This is a genomic window from Candidatus Weimeria sp. HCP3S3_B5, from assembly GCF_052064335.1.
In the GTDB taxonomy this organism is placed as follows: domain Bacteria; phylum Bacillota; class Clostridia; order Lachnospirales; family Lachnospiraceae; genus Weimeria.
The window spans coordinates 1-18,352 of the sequence record NZ_JBQHVU010000017.1 but is presented as its reverse complement, the minus strand read 5'-3'; the positions used below and the strand labels follow the sequence as shown (position 1 = coordinate 18,352).

Below are 18,352 nucleotides of genomic sequence, written 5' to 3'. Positions count from 1 at the left end.
TAATTTAAGCAATTAAAAGGCACAGTTTTGATCTAGAATTGAGACTGTGCTTTTAAGATTGTAAAGGAGAAATATGCTAAAGGTAGAAAAACTTACAAAGAGGTACGGAAAGAGAACAGTCGTCGATTCTCTTGATTTCACAGGGAATAAGGGTGAGATACTGGGTCTGTTAGGGCCCAACGGCGCAGGGAAGAGCACGACTATGAACATGCTTACAGGATATATAGCGCCAAGCTCAGGATCTATCATTTTGGATGATAAGGATCTTACGCTTCCTAAGAACAGGAAGAAGGTCCTTATCGGATATATGCCTGAGATCCCTCCTCTCTACAATGATATGACAGTAGCTGAATTCATGAAATTCGATGCTGAGCTTAAGGGGGTAAAGAGGGACTGTCGCAAGGATGCTGTATCAGAGACCATTGAGCGATGCGGTATAGCTGATGTAGAAAAACGCCTTATAAAAAACTTATCAAAGGGCTACAGACAGAGAGTCGGGTTTGCATCAGCCATTATCGGTGATCCCGAGCTTATCATTCTCGATGAGCCGACTGCCGGACTTGATCCGAGACAGATAGTAAATATGAGGGAAATGATACTATCCCTTAAGAAGGATCATCTCGTCATACTAAGCTCACATATACTTTCCGAGGTAGAGGAGGTATGTGACCATGTGCTTATCATATCAAAGGGAAGACTGGTGCTTTCTGACAATACAGAGCATCTGCTGGAAGAGCATGATGAATCTCTGGAGGATGTATTCCTTGAACTGACTGATGGCGATGAGGAGGCTACTGTCACTGATGAGGGGCAGGCCTCACGCTATGAGGACGAGGAGGATATAATCGATGAAGACAATATAGAGGAACTTGAAAAGGACGTGACCGAGCTCGATCATGCATCAACTGATACAGACGGACAGGAAGGAGAAGGGAAGGACAGATGAACGCCATATTTAAGAGAGAATTTCTTTCATTTTTCCGCAGCATGACAGGATATATATTCGTGGGACTGAATCTCGTTGTATTCGGCCTGTATTTTTCTGTCTACAACCTATATCAGGGGATCCCTACCATATCCTATGCTCTTAACGGTATGTCCTTTATTTTTCTGATAACGGTTCCGGTTATCACTATGAGGGTCTTTGCCGCTGAAAGAAGGGACAAGGTGGATCAGCTTACACTTACATCACCTGTCTCTGTAGGAAGGATAGTCCTTGGAAAATATGCAGCACTTGCCTGCTGTTATTTCTGCGTTATAGCTGTAATGGCTGTTTCTCCTCTGGTGCTGCGCCTGTTCGGAAAGGTTTCCTTAAGGGAAAACTATACGGCACTTCTTGGTATGCTCCTATACGGACTTGCTCTTCTTGCCATAGGACTATTTGCATCGTCTCTGTCCGGAAACCTTATAGTTTCTGCAGTAGTATCATTTCTTCTGATCTTCGCAGGATATATATCACAATCCTTTGCAAGCACCTTTTCACTGACAGGACCACTGGCAAAGGTCTTTAAATGGTATGACTTCATAACGCCTCTTTCTGACTTCCTTTCCGGAAGCCTCTCACTAAGGCACGTGGTATATTTCCTTAGTGTGATAATGGTCTGCCTTGTGCTTACGACCCAGATCATACTGAAGAGAAGATACAATGTATCGAGAAAGCAGCTTTCCCTGTCAGCATTCTCATTTGTCACCTTAGTGGCTGTCGCAGCAGTAGCAGTGCTTGGGAATTTTGCTATGGCAAAGGTTCCGGCAAAGGCAGCTGTATTTGACATGACTGCTGAGAAGTACTATACACTGAATGACAAGTCAAAGAAGCTTCTTAAGAGCCTTGATAAGGATGTGACTATCTACTGTATGGCAAAGGAGTCATCTCTTACCTATGATTACGAGATCACTCTGAAGAAGACTCTGGAGCAGTATCAGGCTGCCTCGGACCATATAAAGGTCAAGTATGTAGATCCTGACAAGAATCCTACCTTTGCATCAAGGTATACATCTGAGGATCTTTCCACAGGAAGCCTTATCGTTGTTTCTGGTAAGAGGAGCAAGGTCATTCCGGTAGATGATCTCTATAAGTCATCTGTTGACTATACTACCTATTCGCAGAAGATATCGGGCTATGATATCGAGGGCCAGGTCAGCGGGGCCATATATTATCTTGATGCTAAGGATCTGTCAAGGATATATCTTTTAAGCGGGCATGGTGAGCCTGAGCTCGATGCCACATTTAAGAGAGCCCTTGAGAAGATTAATGCTGAGACAGCAGATCTAAATCTGCTTAAGAATGACAAGATACCTTCCGATGCATCCGCAGTGCTTATTTTCGGGCCTCAGAGCGATCTCTCCGATGATGACGTAAAGAAGCTTGAGAGCTATGTGAGCGGAGGAGGCAGAGTCTTCGTAGCCCTTGATGTAATGAAGAATTCATCTCTTACGAACTTGAGGAAATTCTTAAAGGATCAGGGGATAGCGACAACAGACGGAGCAATCGCAGAGACAGATGAGAATTACTATTATCAGAGTCCTTATCTGCTGCTTCCTGAGGTGAAGTCTACAAAGGCCACAAGTGATGTGACCGGGACTCTTCAGGTCATTATACCTTATTCGGTAGGTCTGTCAAAGACAGGAGATAAGGGCTTTAAATACATGAACCTGGCAGTCACAGGTAAAAAGGCCATAGCAAAGAACAGCCAGTCTTCTGATGATCTGACTGCTGCCGTTTCTGACAGTCAGGCAAAGATAAAGAAGGAGGGCAATGACACTCAGGGCAGGTATTCTCTGGGGCTGATCTCAAAGAAGGGCAAGGGATGGGTAGCGGCCTTCGGATCTGCTTATGCCTTTACCGATTCGATGAACCAGGTCGTATCTGGAAGAAATGAGACACTTTTTTCAGATGTATTCTCATACATACTTCCGGAAGAGAGCGGCAAGTCACTTAATATACCTGCCAAGTCCATAAGTCAGGAAACCCTTACCGTATCTGCAAAGGTAATAAAGGTCTATGGCTTTTTCTTCGGTATATTCATACCGGTGCTGCTCATTGCCTGCGGTATTGTCGTAGTAGTCTACAGGAAGAGGAGATAATGAAGGGTATAAGTGCTGTTATCCTTGCTGCCGGTAAGGGCAGCAGGATGGGGACGGATCAGCCCAAGCAGTTTATCGAGGTAGGGGGGAAGCCTTTGATAGCCTATTGTCTGATCGCCTTTGAAAAAAGCCCTGTTGACCAGATCGTCCTTGTGAGCAGCCGGCAGTATATGGATCTGTGCAGCCAGATAGTAGAAAAATACCATATCAGCAAGTGCAGAAGCATCACGGTCGGAGGAGCCTGCAGGGCTGCTTCAGTCCTTAATGGGATAAATGCTTCCGAGGGGGATATCGTACTTATCCATGATGGTGCCAGGCCTCTTATTTCACAGAGGCTTATTGCTGATACTATTGATGCAGTAAAAAAATACCGGTCAGTCGTTCCGGTGATTCCTGTAAAGGATACTATAAGGATGCTTGCTCCTGACGGGGAGCTTCTTCCGGCTCTTGACAGGAGCAGGCTTTTTGGCATGCAGACGCCTCAGGCCTTCTTCAGGGATGATATCCTGAATGCTTATGCCTCATTGGAAAGCAAGGGGTATGATCTGGCAGAGATCACAGATGATGTGATGGTGATGGAAAAGGGAGCTGGAATAAAGGCTCATCCGCTTGCCGGAGATGAGTATAACAGAAAGATAACGACGCCGTCAGATATGGACTGGCTGTCGCTTCATATAGGCCGAAAGCATAGAGATGAAGACGAGCGATAGCGAAGTCTGAATCCTATGCGAGGTCGTTCTGTGAGGCCGAAAGCTTGTAGGCGAGAGCAAGCCAAAAGCGCAGCTCAAGCCACAAGCGAGGCCGCTGTCTGAGATTAGCGAGAACGAGTCGAAGACGAAGTTCGAGCTTAACGAAGACAGCTTCCTTGTTAGCCATATGTGAATATCTTACCGAGATTTGATAAGACTTCATTGAAATAGTGATAGAGTGCTGTGCTCAATTCTACTGGTGTTTCCTGCATGCCTCTTTCTATCCATTCCTCAATCCATCCACTGATCCCATCCGCAAAGAATACCTTATCATAAGCCTCCTCACTGGAGAGTTTACCTGTCATTCCGATTTTCTCGCGTAGAGATGTCCGCAAAATGGAGTCTTTTCCGGTTTTATGAAGAACTTCATAAAAAGTCCGGTGATTTTTTATATGGCGGAATAGACTCTCGAATACATCCCATGGCTTTGCATTCGGATCTGATTCCAGTTCATTGGTCCATTTCATGATCAAGAATCGCGCATGGCGTTCCAGAATTTCCTCCTTTTAACAGCTGAAAATTTCCTTACATTTTCATTGTATCCGTACTGGCCGATTTTTCAAATAACAAAAGCCCCGAAACGTTTCAAATGTAACATTCCGGGGTTTTTGTAACATCAGCTGAGACTTATGAACTTTTCCCTGAGCTTCGGAGGAAGAGCCTCCACGAGAAAAGCGGCCATCTTATCAGGTGGAGTCGTCATTCCGCTCACTGCCCACTGCGCCGTCATGATTATCGAGCCGTGGCAGTACATCTCGAGCAGAAAACGGATCTCCGGAGTGAAGTCAGCTTCACCGCCTTTTTTAATGAAGTCGGAGTAGAACTGGTAGATGCAATGGTAGTCGTAGTCCATCAGGTTATTCTGCGACCGGCACGAAAAGGCCGCCGCAAAAAAGTCCTTCTCGCCACGAAGGAACTCAAACTTCCGGTTCAGGGCCTCGGTTATAGTAAGAGAGACGCCCATCTGCATGAATGACCTGTCGCAGAGCTTTTGGAAGAACCAGTTCACGAGATCGTATTTGTCACGGAAATGCCTGTAAAAAGTAGGCCTTGAGACGTCAGCGAGCTGTATGATCTCAGCTACTGTGATGGCGTCTATGCGCTTCTTTTTCACGAGCTGTTTCATGGATTCGGCAAGTCTGTATTTCGTTTTTTCATTCATCATCTGCTGCATTATTATTCTTCTGAGGCCTTGCTGTGATCAGGGCGGCGCATCCTATGGTAAGCATAATCCCTGATACTTTGTTACTATTCACGGCACCTCCCCAATCAGACCGCAGACCAACCGCGCTTACGCGCGTTTGCCGCATCTTCGATGCTAAAAGTCTGCGGTTGCTGGGGAGGTTCCTGCTTCACAGGCAGGCTTCTGTGGGTATTCAAACGTCCGCACAAGTGCGTCCGTCGTGAACCCCCACAGAAGCCTGCCGTGAATAGTAACATACTTTTCGGTTCATATTCTTTCATTCCTTGACAGGACCGGTATCATTGAAGACGGTCACTCATATAGTATACACGCTGGGAGTTAATTTTCAAAGGGGAATTCTGCTCATTGCAAAGACAGGATATCTTTTATTAACTTGACATACTACGACTGATGTAGTATGATTTTTTTGCAATGATACTACGACAGTCGTAATACTACTGACGTAGTACGACAGGCAATATATAAAAAGGAGGACATTGATTGGAAATCAGCAGTGATGTAATCCGAGGGTATAATGATACCATCATTCTGAGTCTGCTACTTGATTCCCCATCCTATGGATATGAGATCTCGAAGAGGATCCGGGATATGACAGATGACTGTTATATCATTAAGGAAACGACCCTGTATTCCGCGTTTACCAGGATGGAGAAGAACGGATATCTCGAATCGTTTCCCGGATACGCGGATAATGGCAAGAGGCGGACATATTACAGGATTACAGAGAAGGGACATCAGTATTATAGTGAGAAGTGCAGCGAATGGGAACTTACTAAACGCGTGATCGAGCATTTCATAAGAAAGGACTAATAATGGAAACTATTCATAATTATCTTGAATCGATGTTTGCGAGGCTCCCGAACACACAGGAAGTGATCAGGGCGAAGTGCGAGCTGGGACAGATGATGGAGGACAAGTATTCGGAGCTTATAGAAGCCGGGAAATCAGATAATGAAGCTGTGGCACAGGTAATAGCAGAATTCGGCAATCTCGAAGAGCTGTCAGATGCGCTTGGCATCAGTCATATCCTTCATGGCGACAATGTGTATGCGGATAATATCCGACAGATAACTGAGGACGAGGTGCACTCATATATTTACGATGCTTCGTTCTGCGGATTGTTGCGTGGGTTCGGGATTTTCCTTGCAATTATCTGTTCATCAGGACCTATCCTGGCAGCGACATATCATGCATCATCAGCCAAAGGTGCGATGACAGCCGGTCTTGTATTTCTGTTTTGTTCAATAGCAGCCGCAGTTGCTCTGCTGACTTACAGCGCACTCAGGATGGGCAGGTGGTCGTTTATAAGGCGGATGCCGTGCAGTATCGACTACTCGACGGCAGGAATGGTAAATGACGGATTGAGGAACTCTCACGGCTCTTTCGTTCTGCAGCGGACCATAGCCGTACTCTTGTTCTGCTCCTGCTATATCCCTCTTATAGTCCTTGATTACATTGACGATGATCCAGTGAATTCAGGAATCGGAGTCACGATTCTTCTCTTCATGGTTGGGATCGCAGTTTGGATCCTTGTCGCAGCTGCCGGCCGGGAAAAGAGCTATATCACGCTCCTTGGTCTTAACAGCAGTCAGAAGATGGGTGGCTATTACTATAAAGAACAGAAGAAAGTGCATTATGGTAATCGGTTTCTCGATGCAGTCATGCCGGTATACTGGCCGACAGTAAGCTGCGTCTATCTTATCATAAGCTTTCTTACATTCAGATGGGATATCACCTGGATCATCTGGCCGATCGCGGCTGTAGCTTATAATCTGATACGGAATCTGTGAGGGAGAAAGAAAGGAGATAATCTGTAATGAAAAAAAGAAGGGTGTTTTTACTTGTTCTTACGCTTCTTACAATAGCGGCTGTCTGCTATGGGATCTTCATCCGTTTTGGGCTTCCGTCTCTTACGGTATCGGACGGTGACTTCTTCTTCGGATACCACTCTGAGGGGGATAAGTCAATAAGAAAAGAAACCGGGCCGTTTTCCGGCATTGATATAAATTTAAAGGAAGCAGATGTTTGTGTGCGCTCCGGTGAGAAATATTCGATTACCTATAGGGGTGACGGGTCACTCTTCCCTTCATATGAGGTTGATAAGAAAACCCTTGTGGTCACTGATCCTTCTTCGGAGAAAAAACCGAAGGGTCTTCTTACAGTGACGGTTCCGAAGAAGCTTGTCAGGCTTACTGAGATATCGGTAAAAGCCGAAAACGGAGACATAACAGTTGCTCCTTCACCTTCTCTGTCTGCCGATAAGCTGACTGTTTCCTCAGATAACGGGGATATAGTCATGCGAAATATTCTTGGCGCCTCTCTTGTGGCTTCCTCAGATAACGGGGATATCACCGCGGAAAGGATCAGCTTTGAAACCTCGGATCTTTCAAGTGAAAACGGTGATCTGATAATAAGCCCTTCTGATGGATGCTCGGCTTACAGATATCATCTGAGCGGAGGAAACGGAGATATCAGAATAGGCGACGGAATCTATCAGGGAACTCTCGACTCGGGAAATGGATTAATAGCAGGCGACGGCGCAAAGGACATGACGCTTGAAGCCGATAACGGCGATATCATTGTTAAATGATAAGGAAGAGAAAAATTGCAAGTTAATGTGGAAAATTTCTCATTTTAACTTGTATTAAATCTTGACATAAGACCACTTAGTCAGTCGATCGATTTTTGTATTTGTCAAGTGAAAATTCAGTCACACGTGTCTTTATATAGCACCCGCTTTTCAGGCGGATGCTATAAGATTTTTCAGGCGAAGATATTGTCTCTGCTTACAGAACTTCTGAATCTGTCATTACTCTCAGATGTGGATAAGGCAAAAGAGGCACTGGATCATGGCATTGAGCTATGCAGGCGGCATCCGGATGAGGTGCCATACCAAAGGTAAGTTGGGATGTTGAGAAATCAGGATTTCTGTATAAATCCATAGCAGAATAATAAAGAAAATGACTTTACATTTGCTTTATTGGATGCTATTATAGAAAGCAGAAGGAGATGATATTTATGTCGCAGACAGCAGTTAACGTAAATTTTAAGCTCGATCCGGTTGTCAAGAAAAATATGGAATCAGCATGTCATGATATGGGTATTACAATGACAGCTGCATTTACAATATTTGCAAAGACTGTAGGCCGCGAGAGACGTATACCGTTTGCAGTAACAGCGGATCCATTCTACTCTAACGAAAATATTAATTACCTTGAAGAAATCAGGAATGACATAGATAATGGCAAGGCACATTTTTCAGAGCATGAGCTTTTAGAGGATGATGAATGAAGCTGCAATGGGAAGCCCTGAACCTCTTAAAGGAAATCTGAGTGGATGGTGGAGCCGTCACATCAATGAAGCTGATAGGATAGTATATTATGTTGAGGGTGAGGTGCTCTATATTATTGCATGTAGAGGACATTACGGCGATCATTGATCGCATGATTAAATATGGATTCTATAAGATCCGTAGTGGAGCAAATTAATGTGGAAAATTTCTCATTTTAACTTGTATTAAATCTTGACATAAGACCATCTTCTTCCCGCACATCGGACAGTTCCATTCAAGATAAGTAAGTGACATATATATTATCCTCCTCGAAATACTACTCTTAATATATCATGTATAAGATAAGGTTGTCAAACGGCCAAATATTATGTAGTAGCAAAATCCTGGGTTGAATTATGGCTGAATATAGTGTATGATATAGCCACAAGGAGGAAAGCAATATGCCTATTATACCAATGAAAGATCTGAAGAATACAACAGAGATTGAACGCAGGTGCAACGAGACGGACGGGCCTGTTTATATAACTAAAAACGGATACGGGAGCCTTGTCGTCATGAGCATGGATTATTACGAACGGACGATGGGGAAGATCAGAGAGGCTTCTATTGTAAACAAGGGTCTCCGGGATATTGAGCAGGGACATACGACAGATGGTAGAGAAGCCCTTGACGAAATAAGGAGGACGCATGCAGACCGGAATATTCACATATCGGCTGTCTGATGCTGCTAAAGAAGACATGGCAGAAATATATGATTATATTTCATTCAATTTATCAAATCCGGATGCTGCAGATGCTTTTTTTGATGAATTCGACATAAAAGCTGTAGAAATCTGTAAATCGCCAAAAAGCGGAATACCTGTGAATAATGAGTATATCATTCGTGATGATGTACGCAAATTTCTTGTAAAAAATTATATTGCATATTATATAGCGGATTTTGAAAATAATGAGATTCAGATTGCCAGGGTGGTATACGGCGGCATGGATCAGGAAAAAGTTTTCAGGAAGACATCATTCTGATAATATGAAATTCTGGCTTATCTACAGTTGATGATTCTGTGGCCGCTTGTTCTGGTCATGATAGTCAGGAGTCTGAAGGAAGAACCGTCAAGAAACAGGCATGACGACTCTGATGAAAAGTGACATGGAGGTATCAGGATGATCACTTTGTTGTCAACTACGTCCCGACTAAAGCCGGGGGCTTGTGGGGTGTAACTCAGGTACTTAAGATACATGATCACATACCACAACTTATCCAGATACAGCAGACTCGCTAGATACCCCGCAGGATATAAAGTGTCGATCCGCCACTTAGAGGACAGTTAAGCTGGTGAGTTGCCAAACCAGCTGATATAACTGTTTCAGGTTTCCGACAGTATCTGAAGCCCGAGTTTGAGTATGTTTATCGCTGCGTTTACGTCCCGCAGGTTATGGGTGCCGCATTCAGGACAGACCCATTTATCCTGGCCGAGAACGATCTTTTCATCGCCGTGACAGACGTGTCCGCAGTGACTGCACTTCTGAGTGGTGTTCCTTGCTGGTACACGGATGAATGGTATCCCTTCAGATACAGCTTTCTGCGATACTGCCGTCTGAAACTTATACCATCCCGCATCGGATATCGCCATTGCCAGATTATGGTTCTTAAGAAGGCCCTTTATGTTAAGATGCTCCACTGCGATGAAGTCGTGGTTTTTGACTGCATCGTTAGAGGTACATCCTATAAAGTCATCTCTCTGTCTGGTATAATGTCTGTGCAGAAGTGCCAGCTGTCTGCGGGCTTTCTGATAATTCTTTGCGTCTTTTAGTGCTTTCCCGTCAGCTTTTGCCCGCCCCATGCGCCGGGATGCCTTCCGCTGCACTTTGGCTATTTTTGACTGAACAGATTTCCTGTACTTCGGATTTGGAACTACAGTTCCATCAGACATCGTGCAGAAGTTTGACAGGTTCATATCTATGCCAATCGGACTGTTTGTTGCTTTTTTACGGCACTCCCTGAACGGGGTGTCACTTGCAAGTGCCAGTGATACATAATATTCGCCGCATGAGTCACGTGATATCGTGACTGTGCCTATACGGATAAAGTTATCCGTAGTTTCATGGCTGCGGTCAAGTATCTGCCAGATACGCTTCTTCGAGCCTGCAAAACGGATACGTTTCAGGATGGGTAATATCAGGTGGCTTTCATCCAGAAAACGAACGCTGCCCGTGCCATTTTTACTATAATGGCAGTTAGTCTGGTACGACTGGGCATAGCCTTTCTTATGGAATACAGGCGCTCCAAGATGACGTTCCTTCTGGTTCTTCCATGCGGTCTGGTAATTTATGATCGCATTGTCGATGACATATTTATCGACTTCGCTGCCATAAAGGAACGGTGCCTGGTTCGCTATATCTGAATGGTGCCGTACACTTTTGAGGTAGTCTATACGCTGTCTGTCGCAAGGTACGAACTCTGCTGTTTTGGAAAGGCGGTATATCTCATTATTGACAGCTACGAGGTGATTATACACATATCTCTGGCAGCCTGAATTTACAGCTATCAGATGCTTCTGGCAGTCTGACGGATATATCCGCAGTACGATACCGGCATGATATTTATAATCTTTCATAGCCTTCATAAGAAGTGCCTCCTTTCTATGATGATATTATAACACATATGAGATTGAAAATAAAGTATTATATGCTATAATTATCGTACTAGGAGGTAACACATATGAAACGCAAACCACGGGTTGAAGGTGCTCATTATGAACGGAATTATGTGTACAATTTTCATTTTCACCTGATATGGGTGACGAAATACAGGCAGAAGGCTTTTACTACCCCGGAGCTTGTGGATGAAATGAAAGATATCTTAATGCATATAGCCAGCCTTAATGATGTCGAGATCGAAACTATGGAGGTCATGCCGGATCACATACACATGCTGATATCATTTAAACCAAAATACGCACCCACGGATATAGTCAAGGCCTTAAAGGGTGGCAGCGCAAGACTGTTCTTTAAAGCACACCCAGAAATAAAGAAATCCAGGTTTTGGGGTGGGCATCTCTGGAGCCATAGTTACTTTATGAGCACTCTTGGCAGCATGAGTAAAGATGTAGTTGAAAAATATATCCAGAATCAGTATTCAAAATGAAATTTTGCAGTATCTGTCGCATTCATCTCCCGACTAAAGTCGGGAGATACCTGCTCTTAATCTAATTGTACCGCTGGATGCCGAGATGGATGGGGAGACTACCCAAGGTGATGTGGAACTATCAGCTATTGAAATAGGCATCATTGATCAGATGAGAATCAAACCATCAGTTTCTCAGAGTAAGATTGCCGAAAATCTGGACTGTAAGGTCGATCAGATCAAATATTACGTAAAGAGACTTAAGGATAAAGGTGTTTTATGCAGTAAAGGTTCACTTTACAACTGATGGTCTTGCTGACAGATATTACATCCAGAGAAGAAAGTACAGTGCAACAAACGGCACTGGTGGCTGGGTAAATATTGCAAAAATCAACAAAGATGCATATTCTGTACTCGTAGATGAAGATGACAAGGAAAATCAGAATTATAATGGAGTAAACTACAGTGCTCCTGATATGCCTGATGGAATCACTGATACTTCTTCAAAAGATGAGAATAATCAGAACAAATATTATTATATGGAGCATGACGAAGCCGTGTTCCTTGACAGGCTTGATAAAAAAGATTCTCCTTCTGATATACCAGTTAAAAATGGCGGCGTATATCAGTATCGGGTTATAGCTGTTGGTCATGAAACCCCGGCAGACGGAGCAGCAGGACAGGCAGCCATTGACAAGGCAGCTACCCATTCCGTAGTAAGCGATTATGCAGAAGCAGGATATTTACCGGAAGTCAAAGATGTAAAGGTTGTCAAAGGCAACCGTTCACTGACTGTTTACTGGAAACCTGTAACCAATGCCGATGAGTACGAGATTACTTATGCAAAAACTGTCAAGTATGACAAGAACGAGCTGAATGAAAGTCCACTCAAGGGCAAGGAAGCTAACACTGCATACGTAAAAGGAAAACTTGAAAGGACTGGCGATTATAAAGGATATCTGAAAGCCAGTCTTGAAAATGTTATCGATGATGAACTTTCAGAAGATAAGTCAACCCTTACGGACAAGTACGGATATGAACTTAACGATAAGGATATGACCGACTATACTCTTTATGATGTAAGAGTACAGGCTATAGCTTATGGTGAGCTGTATGCCGGGCATAAGGAATATAGCAGAAGACCTTACGATGCGGATGACAGAAGTGACAGAGCAGGTGCTCAGGATGCTGACAGCACATATTATAAGCTTATACCTGAGACCAGCACTCAGCTTGAAGATCTGGTAAATCTTATTGATGGTTCTGATTCGGTGAAGCAGAGAGTAAAGAACAGCAGATCCGGTGACATGGCAATCAGTTCAAAAGCTCTGGACGAGTATAAATCCGCTCCTGAAAGGTCGGTATATACTGGTTCAAGCCATGAGATTGTACGTCAGAGGACAGCTTTCCTTGAAAGACCTGCTACATATGACAAAAAGAATTCGTCTAACGGACTCGATCTGCATGAGAGCTATGACACTTACAGCAGCGGTGAGAAGGCTGATGCCAATGAAGTTGTAGAGAACAGCAAAAAGAAAAAAGGCAGCGAATATGACTTCGGACGTATCAATGCATCAAATTACAGTAATGACTACAGCAAAGCTCTGAATAAAAAGGAAAAAGGTCAGAAGAGTGACAAGATAAAGAGCGACGTTGAAAGCATAACCAAAATCCGTTCCGAGTCCAACGGCAAAGTAAACTTCCTTATGTGGAGAAAACCTGCTGACGGTAAAGTAGACCATTACGATATTTACAGATGGCGTAAGCTCAACGGTAAATATGTAAATGACGACGATACTGTAAGAGATAGCAAGGACGAAGACGCAACACCTGTGTTCTCTGGAAAGCCAAGTTATGACTACGATCCGAATATCACTGCATCTGATATGTCTGAAGTCACCTATACAGTAAAAGATGATGAGGATAAAAAAGAACAGACAGAAGGCACGAATAAAGGCAGTCAGTCTGGAGAAAAAGATAGTGCATCAAGTGGTAATAATCAGAGCCAGAAGAAGCAGAACTACATACTGTTCAGAGATATAATGCCTGACGATGCAAAGACTGGTGAATATGTATATGTTGTAAGAGCTGTGTATTATAAGTCTGGTCGTTCAGAGCTGTCGCAGGAGCAGGCTGAATCAAAGAAACATGTTGACGGAAATGACGACAGCAAGGGAACAAATACCGGATGCAGGGCTAAATTCAGCGACAAACAGAAAGATCCTACTGCTGTCTGTCTTGACTCTAAATCTGTCTCTATCACCTATGTAGGCATATATGATGTCAACAACAGAGATTTCGATTTTGAGGAGCTGAACAACGATCCTACTGTAGCAGGCTATGGTAAGTATAAGAACGGTGACAGGTATGTTGACGGCTATATGCTCGAAAGAGGATACTATACCACCGAAAATCAGGATACCACGCTTCAGCAGATAAGACAGTCAGTGCTCCGTCTGAAATGGAACAACAGAAATAAAGATGGTGTATCCGGATATGTAGCATTCATGAGGACTCTTAATGATACAGGAGAGGTACACTTTAACAAGAAAGACTACAATATCAACAATGTAAAAGAAAGGACAATATGGCTTGATAAAGACAGCTCTGAGGCTGATATAGACAACTATCTCCTGGGAGATATTCCCCTGCTGACCCAGCAGCATAGTTTTTTCGAACCAGATAAAGACGATAAAAATAGTCAAGATATCGATATCTCACATGAAGACAATCATCAGACTGCCTTCAAAAGAAATGAAGATATTGAATCATATCTGATTCCGACTATAACATCTGTAAAAAATGTACGTGAGGATGATAAATTCAAGAAGGATCAGAAGAATATTATCATAGTGCCGTATTATGTATCATCAAATGGAAAAGTGCATTATGGTATTATCAGAATAAATGATAGCTATTATCAGGTTGTAAAAGACAAGGAAAATGGCGGAATGATGGTTGATAAGATCGTAACCGACATAAATAAAGTATCGGAGGTTACTGAGACTGAAGATGATGACTATGATGAAACACTGATAGATATATCTGAAGAGCCCGAGCTGTACGATAACGATTATAATATCGAACAAGACGAGGGTATAGATGATATAGATTACAGTGGTGCAATCGACGATGCAGATGATGGCAGTCAGTATGATGATGACGATGATAATGAAGCTGCTGATGGTGAATAGATAGCAGTCAGTCTGGTCACTTCTTCCAAACGTCTGATAGTTTAATAAAAAAGAACCATCCAATTCTCAATCGAGAAAAGGATGGTTCTTTTTATGCTCATGCGGGCTGACACCCGTGACTTTAGTTATTCAGAAGCCTTCAGGATACTTGAAGTTCTTTATCTTCTCTATCTGTTCTGGCGTAAGATTATCTCTATTTAAAAACTTTTTCAGATAATGGCATTTTGAATTATATTGTAGTATGGAATACGTTGCTGCATTTTTAGGGTCAGGCGTAAAAGAAATTTTATATATCTGATCACTTTTATCATAAACCCATTTAGCGTGTAATTCATATAAAGCAATTGCGTTTATATGGCTATATTCCATGACCTCTTGATAGGCATATCTATTGAACTGCCTATCTTTGTCCAGAAATTTTTTGATATCAGTATCTTCCTCATAAGGAATACCTTTGCCAATATCCTGCCCATCGGCAGTCGGAATGTAATAACCACTATAATCAGATTTCGTACTCGCAGCAACCCCTACGGCGACACCACACACAATAACAGACAGTGCCATCACAATCGCCATTACTTTAATCCTCTTTGTAGATTTCTTCTTTGTCATATATATTTTCTCCTTATCTTAAAACATGAAACTTTGTTTACTTTTTACTATAATTATTATCTCATAAATCTGATTTCTGTAAATAGTTTTTTTGAAATTCTTTCAAAAAGTTTTTCTTTTTTCATCTTAAAAAATTAAGGTGGCTCTAAACAAACAAAGACCTATCAGCAGAGAAATTTGTGTTTAAGTAATCGGGCGGGAATTCTCGGGAACTTGTTCCCGAGATGAAAGCCCGTAAATAGTGCTTATCTGAAGCAGATAAGAACAGAATGTTCGTTTTCTTATTGGCTCAGATATGTTATAATATCATTATGAACAAAGCATATGTTTACAGGCTGTACCCTACAGCCGACCAGAAAATCTTATTTGCAAAGACCTTCGGCTGCTGCCGTAAGATATGGAACCTTATGCTCGGCAACCGTATCGACGCCTACAACGATTATGGGATAACCCTGCTTCCGACTCCCGCATGGTACAAGTCGGATGACAGGTAGCGGAAGGCGATTTGGTAATGCCGAAAACGAAAAAGGAGAAGATATAATGGCGAGAAGTAAAAGAGCTGAATCGAGATGTCGATATCTTGTGAGAAAAGTTGCTGCTCAAAAAGGATGGGATGTCAGGCATCCACAGAAAGGGGGACAATTTCTCGAAGAGCAAGAGATAGAAGATTATTTTACAGATTCAGGGCTTGGAAAGACAAAGCCTGATTTTTTAGTATGTAAAAATTATCAGCCAATAGTAGTTGTTGAGGCTAAAAATGAAAAGAATAAAATAGACAATGCAGTAAACGAAGCAATAGGATATGCGGATGCCATAAACAAACATGGAAAATATAAAGTAAATATTGCAGTTGGTGTTGCAGGCGAAGAAGATAACGGGTATTTGTTTGTTACAAAGTATTTCAATGGTAAGGACTGGATAGATTTATCTGCGCGTGGATTTGTTCTTACAAGTTTTCCAAGTGTAGCGGAAGTAGATAATGCAATAATTACAAATAATGGAACAACAGAAGTGTCTATACCAAATGTTTCGGATTATATCGCAACTGCTATAGAACTTTCGTCAATATTAAGGTCAGCTAAAATCGAACCGTCATTAAGGCCTAAAGTGTTGGGTGCAGTAATAACTGCAATGTATCAAGGAGAAATAGATTTAACAGCAGGCAATGAATTAAATTCCATAAATCAGTTGGTTGCGGACGCGATTAACTCCACCGATCATTTTGAGGGAACAAAAAAGAAGCAACTGATAGAAACATTAAAGATGTCAGAAGCTGATTATTCAAGATTAGCTCCTAGAATGGGAAAGATTATATATATTCTCAAAATGCTGAATATTAGATCTATTCTTCAGACTGACACTGATTTTTTGGGATTGCTTTACGAGGCATTTATCCGTTATGGTTATGACAATAATTCTTTGGGAATTGTGTTTACGCCGAGACATATTACGAAGTATTGTGCAGAGCTGATTGATGTAACTGCTAAAGATAAAGTAATTGATATTGCATGTGGGTCTGGTGGTTTCTTAGTGGCAGCTTTTGACAGAATGCTTTCAACATATAAAGAAATGGGAATCCCACATAACGTTATCAGAGAATCTTTATATGGATTTGACACAAACCCTACGGTGTGGGCTCTTGCGACATTGAATATGTTTTTTAGGGGGGATGGAAAAAGTAATATTGAAAATGCGAGTTGCTTTGATGATAAAAGTAAAAAAGCAGTATCTGGTAGGTTTACAAAGGCGTTGTTGAATCCTCCGTTTTCTCAGGAAGATGAACCGGAAAGAGATTTTATAGATGCAGCTATGGATACACTTCAAACTTTAGGACTAATGGCTGTTGTTGTAAAATCGGGGATATTTGCAGATGATGATAATTCTTTATGGAGAAATAGCTTTCTAAAGAAACATACACTATTGGGGATGATTAGTTTGCCAGGAGATTTGTTTTATCCAACTGCGGTAGATACAACGATCATGATAGCATGGGCAAAGAGACCTCAGGAGACAACCGATAAAGTTTTCATGGCTAAAATATGGAATGATGGGTATAAAAAACTAAAGGGCAAAAGAGTTGAGACTTCTGGTTCGCAATTAGGAGAGGTTTTATCAGAGTTCAAAAAGTTTAGAACAGGAAGGAAGACTTCATCGAATTTAGTAACGGTAATAGAAGCAGGAGAAATTTTAAAGGAGGGTGCAGAATTTTGTCCTGAACAATATTTACCTCAACCAGATTTTCCGGAGGAGGAACAGGAAAAATATAGGGAAGATATCGTGAAATCAATACTTAAAGCCGCTGTGAGTATTGAGGACATATCGGATGAAGTAATACCAGACTTTCCAGAACTGCCAGAACTTCCCGATATGCCTTATGGGAAAGAGGGCAGTATTGAAAAATTCTTTCATGTTAAAGGCGGAAAATCTAGTGGTGAGAGTAATTATAGCGATGGCTCTTGCCCTTATATTTCTTCAGGAGACCCATTGAATAGTATCGTTAGATTGGTGGCAGATGTTGACGGAGAAGTATTTGAAAATGGTGCTATAACTGTAACTTGTTTTGGAAGAGCTAGTGTTCAACCATGGAGATTTATGGCTCGTGGAAATGGTGGCAGTGCTGTAAGAGTTTTGATACCAAAGTATAAGATGACTTTTTCTGAATTGGTTTGGTTTGCGGCGCAGATAAACATGCAAAGGTGGAGATTCTTTTACGGAAGAATGGCAATACTAAAGAGATTGAAAAGAATAAAACTGGTAGCACCAAAATCTAGGATAGAAGATACGGATAAGACTATATCTGAAAAGGTTGCAGAATTATCCGATAAAGTCACAGCTCTGTTGAGCGAATAAGTAGTCAATCACCACGCCCCATAAAGGGGCGTGGCTTCAACCGAATTAAATAAGTGTGAAAAGATCTGATCCAGATGGGTCAATTTTCAGTGTAAATAAGGTGATTCACAAATAAAACTGACCTGCCATTAGTGTCATACGCCAAATTAAAATTCCCTCCGGCGTCACAAAAACTGCATTTTATTATCTGAGTTAACTAAATATTCCTACCAGAGCGTGTTGCATTTTGCGGCACGCTTTTTT

General features: G+C 42.2%; 19 protein-coding genes. 15 read left to right on the top strand and 4 right to left on the bottom strand.

Annotated features, from left to right (window positions below; translation table 11 throughout):
• Positions 1 to 73 precede the first annotated feature (73 nt).
• From ACTNCK_RS08810 to ispD, 3 genes are read left to right on the top strand one after another with little or no spacing between them, the layout of a single operon-like run.
• Complete coding sequence (locus tag ACTNCK_RS08810; RefSeq protein ID WP_441082147.1) at positions 74 to 946, top strand: ABC transporter ATP-binding protein; 873 nt, start codon at positions 74 to 76, stop codon at positions 944 to 946.
• On the top strand, positions 943 to 3,084 hold the full coding sequence (locus ACTNCK_RS08805) for a DUF7088 domain-containing protein (RefSeq protein ID WP_441082146.1): 2,142 nt from the start codon (positions 943 to 945) through the stop codon (positions 3,082 to 3,084). The genes ACTNCK_RS08810 and ACTNCK_RS08805 overlap by 4 nt, the downstream gene beginning before the upstream one ends.
• Complete coding sequence (ispD, locus tag ACTNCK_RS08800; RefSeq protein WP_441082145.1) at positions 3,084 to 3,794, top strand: 2-C-methyl-D-erythritol 4-phosphate cytidylyltransferase; 711 nt, start codon at positions 3,084 to 3,086, stop codon at positions 3,792 to 3,794. Before ACTNCK_RS08805 ends, ispD begins: the two co-directional genes overlap by 1 nt.
• 158 nt (positions 3,795 to 3,952) lie before the next feature.
• Here ispD and ACTNCK_RS08795 read toward each other — a convergent pair whose 3' ends face one another.
• On the bottom strand, positions 3,953 to 4,300 hold the full coding sequence (locus tag ACTNCK_RS08795; RefSeq protein ID WP_441082144.1) for a TetR-like C-terminal domain-containing protein: 348 nt from the start codon (positions 4,298 to 4,300) through the stop codon (positions 3,953 to 3,955).
• Between the two features lie 149 nt (positions 4,301 to 4,449).
• Positions 4,450 to 4,998, bottom strand: a complete 549-nt coding sequence (locus tag ACTNCK_RS08790; RefSeq protein WP_441082143.1) for a TetR/AcrR family transcriptional regulator C-terminal domain-containing protein — start codon at positions 4,996 to 4,998, stop codon at positions 4,450 to 4,452.
• Between the two features lie 519 nt (positions 4,999 to 5,517).
• Here ACTNCK_RS08790 and ACTNCK_RS08785 point away from each other — a divergent pair.
• The 8 genes from ACTNCK_RS08785 to ACTNCK_RS08750 all read left to right on the top strand — a co-directional run bounded on the left by ACTNCK_RS08785 (position 5,518) and on the right by ACTNCK_RS08750 (position 9,352).
• Positions 5,518 to 5,847 carry a PadR family transcriptional regulator gene (locus ACTNCK_RS08785; RefSeq protein WP_441082141.1) on the top strand — a complete coding sequence of 110 codons (330 nt, stop codon included), beginning with the start codon at positions 5,518 to 5,520 and terminating at the stop codon, positions 5,845 to 5,847.
• Positions 5,848 to 5,849: 2 nt separating this feature from the next.
• Positions 5,850 to 6,827, top strand: coding sequence for a permease prefix domain 1-containing protein (locus ACTNCK_RS08780; RefSeq protein WP_441082140.1), 978 nt, complete (start codon positions 5,850 to 5,852; stop codon positions 6,825 to 6,827).
• 26 nt (positions 6,828 to 6,853) lie between these two features.
• Positions 6,854 to 7,627, top strand: a complete 774-nt coding sequence (locus tag ACTNCK_RS08775) for a DUF4097 family beta strand repeat-containing protein (RefSeq protein WP_441082139.1) — start codon at positions 6,854 to 6,856, stop codon at positions 7,625 to 7,627.
• Positions 7,628 to 7,813: 186 nt separating this feature from the next.
• Positions 7,814 to 7,939: a hypothetical protein gene (locus ACTNCK_RS08770; protein WP_441082138.1), complete on the top strand. Its 126-nt coding sequence runs from the start codon at positions 7,814 to 7,816 to the stop codon at positions 7,937 to 7,939.
• Between the two features lie 116 nt (positions 7,940 to 8,055).
• Positions 8,056 to 8,328: a type II toxin-antitoxin system RelB/DinJ family antitoxin gene (locus tag ACTNCK_RS08765; RefSeq protein WP_441082137.1), complete on the top strand. Its 273-nt coding sequence runs from the start codon at positions 8,056 to 8,058 to the stop codon at positions 8,326 to 8,328.
• On the top strand, positions 8,318 to 8,476 hold the full coding sequence (locus ACTNCK_RS08760) for a type II toxin-antitoxin system YoeB family toxin (RefSeq protein WP_441082136.1): 159 nt from the start codon (positions 8,318 to 8,320) through the stop codon (positions 8,474 to 8,476). Before ACTNCK_RS08765 ends, ACTNCK_RS08760 begins: the two co-directional genes overlap by 11 nt.
• A 293-nt stretch (positions 8,477 to 8,769) precedes the next feature.
• Positions 8,770 to 9,051: a type II toxin-antitoxin system prevent-host-death family antitoxin gene (locus ACTNCK_RS08755; RefSeq protein ID WP_441082135.1), complete on the top strand. Its 282-nt coding sequence runs from the start codon at positions 8,770 to 8,772 to the stop codon at positions 9,049 to 9,051.
• Complete coding sequence (locus ACTNCK_RS08750; RefSeq protein WP_441082134.1) at positions 9,017 to 9,352, top strand: type II toxin-antitoxin system RelE/ParE family toxin; 336 nt, start codon at positions 9,017 to 9,019, stop codon at positions 9,350 to 9,352. Before ACTNCK_RS08755 ends, ACTNCK_RS08750 begins: the two co-directional genes overlap by 35 nt.
• A gap of 341 nt (positions 9,353 to 9,693) precedes the next feature.
• Here ACTNCK_RS08750 and ACTNCK_RS08745 read toward each other — a convergent pair whose 3' ends face one another.
• On the bottom strand, positions 9,694 to 10,953 hold the full coding sequence (locus ACTNCK_RS08745; RefSeq protein ID WP_441082133.1) for an RNA-guided endonuclease InsQ/TnpB family protein: 1,260 nt from the start codon (positions 10,951 to 10,953) through the stop codon (positions 9,694 to 9,696).
• A 95-nt stretch (positions 10,954 to 11,048) separates the two neighbouring features.
• Here ACTNCK_RS08745 and tnpA point away from each other — a divergent pair, with 95 nt between their 5' ends.
• Together tnpA and ACTNCK_RS08735 are read left to right on the top strand one after the other, a co-directional pair.
• A complete protein-coding gene (gene tnpA / locus ACTNCK_RS08740; protein ID WP_441082132.1) occupies positions 11,049 to 11,474 on the top strand; it encodes an IS200/IS605 family transposase in 426 nt (141 codons plus the stop codon).
• Positions 11,475 to 11,725: 251 nt separating this feature from the next.
• On the top strand, positions 11,726 to 14,647 hold the full coding sequence (locus ACTNCK_RS08735; protein ID WP_441082131.1) for a hypothetical protein: 2,922 nt from the start codon (positions 11,726 to 11,728) through the stop codon (positions 14,645 to 14,647).
• Positions 14,648 to 14,776: 129 nt separating this feature from the next.
• On the opposite strand, the gene ACTNCK_RS08730 is transcribed toward ACTNCK_RS08735, so the two are convergent.
• On the bottom strand, positions 14,777 to 15,259 hold the full coding sequence (locus tag ACTNCK_RS08730) for a hypothetical protein (protein ID WP_441082130.1): 483 nt from the start codon (positions 15,257 to 15,259) through the stop codon (positions 14,777 to 14,779).
• 311 nt (positions 15,260 to 15,570) lie between these two features.
• Here ACTNCK_RS08730 and ACTNCK_RS08725 point away from each other — a divergent pair, with 311 nt between their 5' ends.
• Together ACTNCK_RS08725 and ACTNCK_RS08720 are read left to right on the top strand one after the other, a co-directional pair.
• Positions 15,571 to 15,753 carry a helix-turn-helix domain-containing protein gene (locus tag ACTNCK_RS08725; protein ID WP_441082129.1) on the top strand — a complete coding sequence of 61 codons (183 nt, stop codon included), beginning with the start codon at positions 15,571 to 15,573 and terminating at the stop codon, positions 15,751 to 15,753.
• Entirely contained in the window at positions 15,743 to 18,109 is a 2,367-nt protein-coding gene (locus tag ACTNCK_RS08720) for an HsdM family class I SAM-dependent methyltransferase (RefSeq protein ID WP_441082128.1), read from the top strand. Before ACTNCK_RS08725 ends, ACTNCK_RS08720 begins: the two co-directional genes overlap by 11 nt.
• The last annotated feature ends 243 nt before the right edge of the window (positions 18,110 to 18,352 follow it).